The sequence below is a fragment of the Paenibacillus sp. AR247 genome, assembly GCF_002968895.1.
GTDB lineage: Bacteria > Bacillota > Bacilli > Paenibacillales > Paenibacillaceae > Paenibacillus_AQ > Paenibacillus_AQ favisporus.
Map to the genome: position 1 here is coordinate 776,657 of NZ_PCZT01000009.1, position 8,168 is coordinate 784,824.

At 49.4% G+C, this 8,168-nt stretch carries 9 protein-coding genes; 2 read left to right on the top strand and 7 right to left on the bottom strand.

The window, feature by feature from the left end:
• The coding region (locus CPT76_RS37285) for a glycine-rich domain-containing protein (RefSeq protein ID WP_483870046.1) at window positions 1-845 on the bottom strand (845 nt) is incomplete at its 3' end.
• A 434-nt stretch (window positions 846-1,279) separates the two neighbouring features.
• Window positions 1,280-1,747 carry a hypothetical protein gene (locus CPT76_RS11625; RefSeq protein WP_146116224.1) on the bottom strand — a complete coding sequence of 156 codons (468 nt, stop codon included), beginning with the start codon at window positions 1,745-1,747 and terminating at the stop codon, window positions 1,280-1,282.
• 628 nt (window positions 1,748-2,375) lie between these two features.
• On the opposite strand from CPT76_RS11625, the gene CPT76_RS11635 reads away from it, so the two are divergent.
• Window positions 2,376-2,936, top strand: a complete 561-nt coding sequence (locus CPT76_RS11635; RefSeq protein WP_105443030.1) for a hypothetical protein — start codon at window positions 2,376-2,378, stop codon at window positions 2,934-2,936.
• Window positions 2,937-3,004: 68 nt separating this feature from the next.
• Here the strand turns inward: CPT76_RS11635 and CPT76_RS11640 are convergent, their stop codons facing one another.
• The 5 genes from CPT76_RS11640 to CPT76_RS11655 all read right to left on the bottom strand — a co-directional run bounded on the left by CPT76_RS11640 (window position 3,005) and on the right by CPT76_RS11655 (window position 7,394).
• Window positions 3,005-3,352, bottom strand: coding sequence for a GNAT family N-acetyltransferase (locus tag CPT76_RS11640; RefSeq protein WP_105443031.1), 348 nt, complete (start codon window positions 3,350-3,352; stop codon window positions 3,005-3,007).
• An 11-nt stretch (window positions 3,353-3,363) separates the two neighbouring features.
• Complete coding sequence (locus tag CPT76_RS39520) at window positions 3,364-3,498, bottom strand: NUDIX hydrolase (RefSeq protein WP_258168321.1); 135 nt, start codon at window positions 3,496-3,498, stop codon at window positions 3,364-3,366.
• Between the two features lie 69 nt (window positions 3,499-3,567).
• Window positions 3,568-5,916 (bottom strand): RNA polymerase recycling motor HelD, encoded by a 2,349-nt coding sequence (gene helD, locus CPT76_RS11645; protein WP_105443032.1) that lies wholly within the window; start codon window positions 5,914-5,916, stop codon window positions 3,568-3,570.
• Between the two features lie 382 nt (window positions 5,917-6,298).
• A complete protein-coding gene (locus CPT76_RS11650; RefSeq protein ID WP_105443033.1) occupies window positions 6,299-7,081 on the bottom strand; it encodes an NAD-dependent epimerase/dehydratase family protein in 783 nt (260 codons plus the stop codon).
• A gap of 28 nt (window positions 7,082-7,109) precedes the next feature.
• Window positions 7,110-7,394 (bottom strand): GNAT family N-acetyltransferase, encoded by a 285-nt coding sequence (locus CPT76_RS11655; RefSeq protein ID WP_369008944.1) that lies wholly within the window; start codon window positions 7,392-7,394, stop codon window positions 7,110-7,112.
• A 220-nt stretch (window positions 7,395-7,614) separates the two neighbouring features.
• Between CPT76_RS11655 and CPT76_RS11660 the strand changes: the two genes are divergently transcribed.
• A partial coding sequence (locus tag CPT76_RS11660) for an amino acid permease (protein ID WP_146116297.1) occupies window positions 7,615-8,168 on the top strand: 554 nt, incomplete at its 3' end.

Sequence of the window (8,168 nt, forward strand, 5' to 3'; positions counted from 1 at the left end):
AACGGATCCGTATCCATGGCTGTCAGAAACAGAATGGAGCTGAACGGATCTACCGTCACCCCGCTCTCTTCACTGCGGCGGATGCCGGTGGATTGACCCCGGCAGCTTCTAGGAGGCAAAGGACGGCTTGCTCTCAATGTGCCGGGTTTTGCTGATTTGACGTCCCGATAATGTTTTCGGATCGAGCCGATGATGGCCAGTTGAATGGCTTCGATTGCGGCATCGGAACTGCTCTGAAAATATCGGCTTCGGATCTCTTGATCGTTTAAATTGTCGAAAGTTTGAAAGAACTCTTCATCGATTTTAAATTGGAAAAACGGATTCAGAAGTGCCTCGTTTGCCGGATAAATGTGAAACAGCATGCTGTAGATCAAATCATACCGTGCCCTCTCTTCTTCCGGCAACTTTTTATCATTCGTGTAGGCCACGTTAGGTTGATGATGAATAAACCGTCCTGCAAATGTGCTGCAGAAGCGATCATAATCGCGGGTAAACATCAGCATTTCATGCCAGATCAGGTCGGCATCTTTACTGAACATGGGAACCTGCTTGAGAATCGCGCACATGAGAAAGAACCTCTTCACTTCAAGCAGCATCCATTGATATTGGGTTTGGCTGATGGGATGGCGCTCCATAACCCGCTGCTTTACGTGCTCCATATAGTCCGTTCCCAGCGCGTTCTCCAATCGTATGATGAGATCGGATAAGCCTTGTATCTCTCTGGTGATGCCTATGTATGGTGGTATGGGTGTATCAAACCCGTGACCCTTATTCCCTTCTTTTGAGCTATCTCCGGAAGCCGAACCGGAACCCAGCAATCTTTTCAAAAATGACAGCAAACTCATGTTTCTCCTCCTTATGCCGTGGATTTCGGTCCCAAATGGAAATGAATCCCCTTAAATGAGATTACCATATCACGGGAAGGAAGCAATGACACTTTCGTTACTGGAAATCCGTTTCATATAAATAGGCAAACCCCCGCTTCTCTTAGAAACAGGGGTTGAATTTGATTTGGGTTTTTTTCGTTTGTGACTTGAGGCGTCAGTCACCACACATCATTCACTTCCAGGATAAAGAGCTTTGTTTGGCGGACTTCAGTCTGGCCAGTTCTTCCTGAACTTCCTGCTGGCGCGACCATAAAATGAACGTGCCAATGCTGCGAGAACACTGCAAACTCCAATGGTTTGACCTGTCCAAGCAAACGAAAAAGTCCGCGTTTTCCGCGGACTTTTAATTTGCTCTATTCAATTGCTTTTTTGGTTTTGCAAAACACAGACTATTAGCTGTGCAAAGTGTGTAGCTTCCGGAACAATTTACGGATCCACCCGACGATCACGGGTACCAAAAACAGCATGACGAATCCGGCAGCGATGAGAACCCCGATTTGCGTTTCCTTTTCACTGGAGAGCATTTCCTCTACACTGCTTCCAATCAAAATCATACGCTGATCTTCACTCTCGCCGGGCAGATGAATGGGCTCCAGATGTCCGTTAACGGCCCGGCCGATCACCGTGATCCTTTGCCCTGGACTAAGCGCGTGATAACCGTAGGCCGTTTCCTTAGTGCTCTCCACAAGCAGCGGGCGGGATGTTTCCCCCTCATGGACAAAGGGGAGTTGGCTCGTTTCTACTGTTTCGGAATCCAGAGGTAGCCAGTCGGAGTAGAATTTGAAACGTTCACTTTCCACTTTAACGCCTTGAATGCTTAAATTCCCCCATACTTGCGGGACAGCGTCTTCATTCCACATATAGTTACAGCCGCTTTTGCTGCAATGCCAATTAAACTTTCTTTTTGAAGCAGCAGGTAACGCTGCCTTAACTTGCCTTCATCCGCTGCAACGGCCTCTCCCTCTGCGTTTCCTTCTATTCGGACGATTCCGTTCGTGTCTGCCGTCAGCTGCTGTACCGGAGACGCATGTGAGATTAATGAGGCCAACCTGGCCGAGTCCCAATATAACAGAAGTAAGCCGGCTAATATGAAAAAGCCTAGGAATTTTAATAAACCCAGCCAAAAACGGGAAGCCCGGCTTCCGGCCGGGTTCCCCTTCCGTTTAGATTTACCTTTGCGATCCCCTTGATGACGCTTTGTGCTGATGTGCTTTGTTTGACTTTTCGAATGCCTCGCCACGCGCTCGATCCCCCTGTGAGCTCAAAAAATGTTGTCTTTGTAACATTACGGAGCCGTATTAGATCGGGTTTCAGCATCGTGCACCTGTGCGCCTGATGAATTCACGTTCGTTTCCTGTTCCTGATATTCAGGCTTGCAATTTGCAGGATCTTCCATTACTTTTTGTATGATGCCGGCGTGCGCAGCATTTGCTTGCACGAATCGGCCTCGATAATCCGGATATGATCGAATGACGAAAGGTTGATGACATGAACGAGCTGGGAGCTCTGGTTTCTCCCCCAACAAGGGTATGGTACCAAAAGAAAAGAAACATACTGCGGATCGTCCTGCTATTGCTATGCCTGGTAGAACTGGCTATTGTTGGAGTGAAGTATGATGGTCATGTCCGCCAATTTTTGTGGATTGGAATCGCCGGATACTGTACAGCTTTACTATTTTTCAGCTATATTTTTACATACGTGGTGCTTCGGTACGGCAAACGGCAATCAGTTACGCGAAGAGCAGACTTGCTATTAGCCATTTTTATATTCTTCCTATCGTTATTCCCTTTAATTATGCTTGGGAGAGTAACAGCGGATATCGTTCAGGGGCCGGTTGTCAAAACCGTGCACGTCGTCGAAATATGGGATCCAAGACGAGGCGGAGACCGCGTACGAACAGCAGACGGCAAAGAATACGAGCTCGGGTACAAGCAAATTGTCATGGAAAGTGGCGGCACATACCCGAATCCAGGCTCTGGAATACTCGGGAATGATTCTGGCAGCCGAGGAGCAGAACTAAATAAAGGATTCGATAAACGGAGAGCATAACGAGCCCGCTGCAAAGCGGGCTTTCGCTATTCGCTGGTTAATCAACTGCTTCTTCAAGTCGTTTGAACTCAGCCCAGATTCCTTTTCATTTGCACCGTGATGATTTTGCGGCCGCCATCTATTTGGGAAATTTTCAAATCGAAAGGTCTAAAGGAATGTTTATGATAAAATGCCAGCCCTCTTGAATTCGCGTGATGACAGGAGAGGAAGAGTTCCCTCACCCCGTAGTTCTCTTTTGCCTTTTGCATCATTGCATGCAATAAAAATTCACCGGCACCTCGCCCCCTGTGACCTGGTGAGACAATGACGTTGCCAAGCCAACAAGCATGACCACTTCGGTTATATAAATTAGACGTTTGCGGGAACCCGCAAATGTCTGTCAAATCCATCGTGGATAATGCTCTGTGAGTATGCATATGTTTCGCTCCTAAAGCGGCGTAGAGTGGCCGGCCGTTTCCCAGCCTCCCGCGCCTACTTCGTCTGAACCGGAACGTTTGAGGATCAGAATACGGCCTTGATGGATAATTACAGCTTTTAATACGACAACGATCTTACCCGTCATGATATGGTCCTCCCCATGCAGCGTCTCTCATTGTGATTGACGATACGTGAAATGGGGATGGTTTTCAATTCATGAAATCGAATCTTCCGCAATCCATGAAGCAGCCTCTTGAACAAAATGGCTCGGCTTCCCGATGCTGTACAATTGCAGTTCATGCATGGCCCGGGTACAGGCGGTATAGAATAGCCGACGCAAGCTCTCTTCTCCGTATTCTTCGTCTGAAGCGTTATAGACGATTACAGCATCGAATTCGATTCCTTTGGCCAAATATACCGGAATAACAACGACTCCCTGTTTATATTCGATCGAACCGCTGGTAACGAGCTTGATGTCCTCCAGATCGTGAAGGGATTCAAATACGGATGCGCTTTGGGCTGCGGATTTGCAAATAATCGCAACGGTCCGGTGCCCCTGTTCCCGGAATTGTTTGACTTTTTCCCTAATGGACTGATGTAATTGCTCCGCGTCGGCAGCTCTCGTGAGTACGGGGCGGGCTCCGTTCCGGTCAAAAGGAATGATCTCTTCCCCATTTGGGATAAGCGCTCGTGTAAATTCGACGATCGGTCTGGTGGACCGGTAGCTTCGGTTCAAGATAATGGCATCGGTTTGTTCCTCTCCGTATAATTCGGCCAGCATGCCGAAATCATCCGTACCGTCGGCGTGGGCGAAGACTGCCTGGTTGAAGTCGCCAAGCACCGTCATTTTCGCCGCTGGGAACAGCCTTTTTATAAATTCGAATTGAAACGGCGAATAATCCTGCGCCTCATCCACGAGGACATGCCGGATCGAAACATTGGTCTGGAAGCCTTCGATCAGCTCTTTTAACAGCAAATAAGGTGTTGCGTCCTCATATAAAAGCTTCCCTTGGTCCATCAGTTGAGACGTCATTTCGCCGATTTCATTCCATTCGGGAGGGAGTTCTGCTCCTTCAACCTCGTCGTCAGCCGGATGGGAAACCAGCATTTGCTTATAGATGGCCGGCATATCGATAAAGCCCATATCTTTAATTTGTTGCCGAATACGTTTGAATTTCCTGCTGACGATCCGGCGCGCGAGCTCCTTACGGACAAGTTCCAGATCCACATCCTCTTCCGATTCTTCGGTTAACCCTTGTTTTTTTCGAAGATGCGCATAAGCTTGCTGGTATTCATCATTGTCGACCAGCTCAACGGCGTCCTGCACCCAAGGCTTTTTCCGCTCGGCCTTCTCCGCTTCTTTGACCAGCTCCTTCAGCCAATCCGACAACTTTTCCAGTCTGTTGGCAAAGCGAAGCGTCGTGTGCTCACTGTAGAATCTCTCCATGATTTCCTCGGCGGAAACGAGCGTTTTGCCTTTAAAGGATACATCCTTGAATACCATTCCGGATTGTTCCAGCGCCTGGCGGCAGGATTGGATCCGATCAAAAAACGCCTTCGTCGCCTTAAAGCGGATACCCGCCATCCGCACCCGGTAGTTCGGGTCTTCCGAAGCCGTAAGGACGTATTCCAGCTGAATGTAAGGATCTTCAACGTCGAAGGAGCCGCTCAGCCGGTGGTTCAGGTACTCCTGAAACGTGACCTGCTGCATATTCTCTTCCCCGAGCTCAGGCAGCACGCTGGAGACATAACTCTTGAACATAGCGTTTGGTGAAAATAAAAGCATTTGGTCCGCCGTCAAACGATTCCGGTATTTGTACAGCAAATAAGCGATCCGCTGCAATGCCGCCGACGTCTTGCCGCTCCCGGCCGCGCCCTGAACAATGAGCAGACGTGCGCTGTCATGGCGGATAATCCGGTTCTGCTCCTGCTGAATCGTCGCCACGATGCTTCGCATGTGCGTGTCTGCGGATTGACCGAGCACCTGCTGGAGAATCTCGTCACCGATGGTGAGCCGGGTATCAAACATCGACTGAATAACTCCGCTGCGGATGATGTACTGCCATTTCTGCTCCAGCGTGCCTTGAATCGGCCCGCCGGGCGTGATGTATTCAGCCGGACCCGGCGTGCAGTCGTAATACATGCTTGAGACCGGGGCTCTCCAGTCATAAATCAGGAACTTTTCACCGGTAGCATCCGTGAGTGAGGAAACGCCGATGTACACGCGCTCTGTCTCGTTCATTCCCTCTTCGGCAAAATCAATCCGCCCGAAATACGGCACATCCTGCATGCGCTGAAGCTGGGACAGCCGCTTGGAGGATTGGCGGTGGCTGCCCTGGCTTAAGGAGAGGACCTCGGACTGCTGCCTTAAGCTGATAATCGTTTCTAGAAAATCGTCAAAGTTGTCCGTGTTCACCGTAACGTCTTCCCAGAAATGCTTACGGATGTCCACAACCTCTTGCCGACGGCGAGCCGTTGCTTCCTCATATTCGTTGATCTGATCTTGGATGATGCCAATCACCTGATTCACCCGCTGCTGCTCCTGTTGAAGTTCTTGACTCATTAAGAAACACTCCTTTACACAAATGATTGTGAGTTCCTGAAAAATGGGGGTTGACGGGACCGACGCTATGGTGTAAGATATAGTTAGGAAATACTGATTAAATCACAAACTGTCACATGACGCATATTTAAATTTATCATGTTGCTCTCATTTTGGCAACTTTATTTTTGTTTGCTTTCTAACTCCGCCTACTAACGGGATAACGTTCCGTCTGGCGGAGTTTTTTAATGGTCCAATGCAAGCTTTTTGTGCCGATCTCATTGATCAAGTCAACAAGAAAAGGAGTTACGCCGCCTGCAGACGACATAACTCCTTCGCTTTTTTTATAAAATTATTCCTGGTTTTCTCAGGGAAAACATTTTCAGAACAATATTTTTTATGCCTATTCCTTCTTTACCCCTGGACCGCCTTGGTATACCCCTTCCTCCTGCTTGATGTCGTCTTCGTCCAGCCCCTGCCGTGCGAGTACATCCGCTGCGTTGTCCTTAGGCTCATAGCCGATTTTTTCGCGCAGATATCCGATATCATAATAATTGTCGTCATTCGCTGAGGTCCCATACATTGTCAAAAACTTAAGGGATGGATCTGCCTCAATACAGCATTCGGCCAATTGCACCATATCTCGCCGGGAGATCCAAATATGAGCGGTACGGTCCGAGTGCGGACGGTCGTCTCCCGGAAAATTGCCGATCCGGATGTTCACGGAGGAAACTCCGTACTTATCAGAATAGTAACGGCCCAGAAGCTCGATATAGCTTTTGCTGAGCCCATAAAAGCTGTCGGGCCGGTGATCCTCGGGCTTGATATGCTCTCCTACTTTATAAAAACCAGTGGCATGATTGGAACTCGCGAAAATAACCCTCGATACGCTGCCTTTACGGGCACCTTCATAAATGTGATAAGCACCTGTCACGTTAATCGGGAGCACCTTCCCGAGGAAATCGTCTTCGTCTTTTGCCCAGCCAAAATGAAGCACCGTATCGATACCCTTCAGCGCTGCCGCCACAGCCTCTCCATCCGTGATGTCCAGCTTGCCGACTCCGTGTTCCGGATCGGGCCGAATATCCGTTGCGACCACTTCATACTTGCCTGTCGACCGGAGTCCATCCGCTACACAGCTCCCGATCCGTCCGGCTGCACCGGTAACGAGTATTTTTCGTTTCACAGCTCCCACCTCATTTCTTATTGTTCGATCAGCGTTCTTCTTGCTGCCACACATCCTTATAGTCTTTATGCCGCTTAAATTGAACATGGGCAAATGAGCAGGCAGGAATAATCTTCTTGCCTTCATTCCGGGCCATATCCACCACCGCTTTGACCAGTTCATCCCCGATCCGCTGTCCTCGCAGCTCTTCGGACACATACGTATGATCTATGACGATGGTTCTGTCGTCTACGGGCTGAAAAGTGATTTCCGCCACCGCCCGATCATCCTCCACCATCACGAACCCTTGACCTGCCTCACGGATTTCTCTCAAGATTCCCACGCTCCTTGTACAAAATTGTTCCATCTTTGTTCTATCTTCTTTATTCTTCCCCGTCGAATGGACAAGCGAAACCTGCAGAGGGATTAACGTCATAAAATTGGCTCCCCTGAATTTTACTCTGGTGCTTTACCAGAAGAAAGTGTATGATTAATACTTGTCAGTGTTTTTTCAACAAGTCGATGCATTATTCATTCAAAAGGAGTTTGACATCATGACCAGACACAAACTGGGATTCTGGATTTTGACCGCTCTCGTCGTGGGGAATATGGTCGGTTCCGGAATTTTTATGCTGCCCCGCTCGCTGTCCGAAGCGGCCAGCCCTGCGGGCGTCATTCTGGCCTGGCTGGCGACTGGGCTTGGGGTTCTTATGCTGGCGCTGGTTTTCGGAAGCCTGGCTGTCCGTAAGCCGGAGCTGAGCGGCGGGCCGCAAATTTACGCGAAGGAGCTGTTCCGGGAAGGCTCACATGGCTCCCGCCTGGCCGGCTTCATGTCCACTTGGGGATATTGGGTAGGCAATATAGCCGGGTTCGTGGCGGTGATTACGACCTTCGCCAGTTACCTGTCGACCTTTTTTCCGGTGTTGACCAGCGGTAAGGTGTGGGTGGATACCGGAATATTCACGTTAAAGGCGGGCAATGTGCTGACATTTATCGTCTGCTCGCTTCTGCTGTGGGGCACGCACGCCATCTGCATGAAAGGCATGAACGGTGCGGGCCGATTGAATTTTATCGCGACGGCAACCAAAGTGGTTGGCTTTGCCTTGTT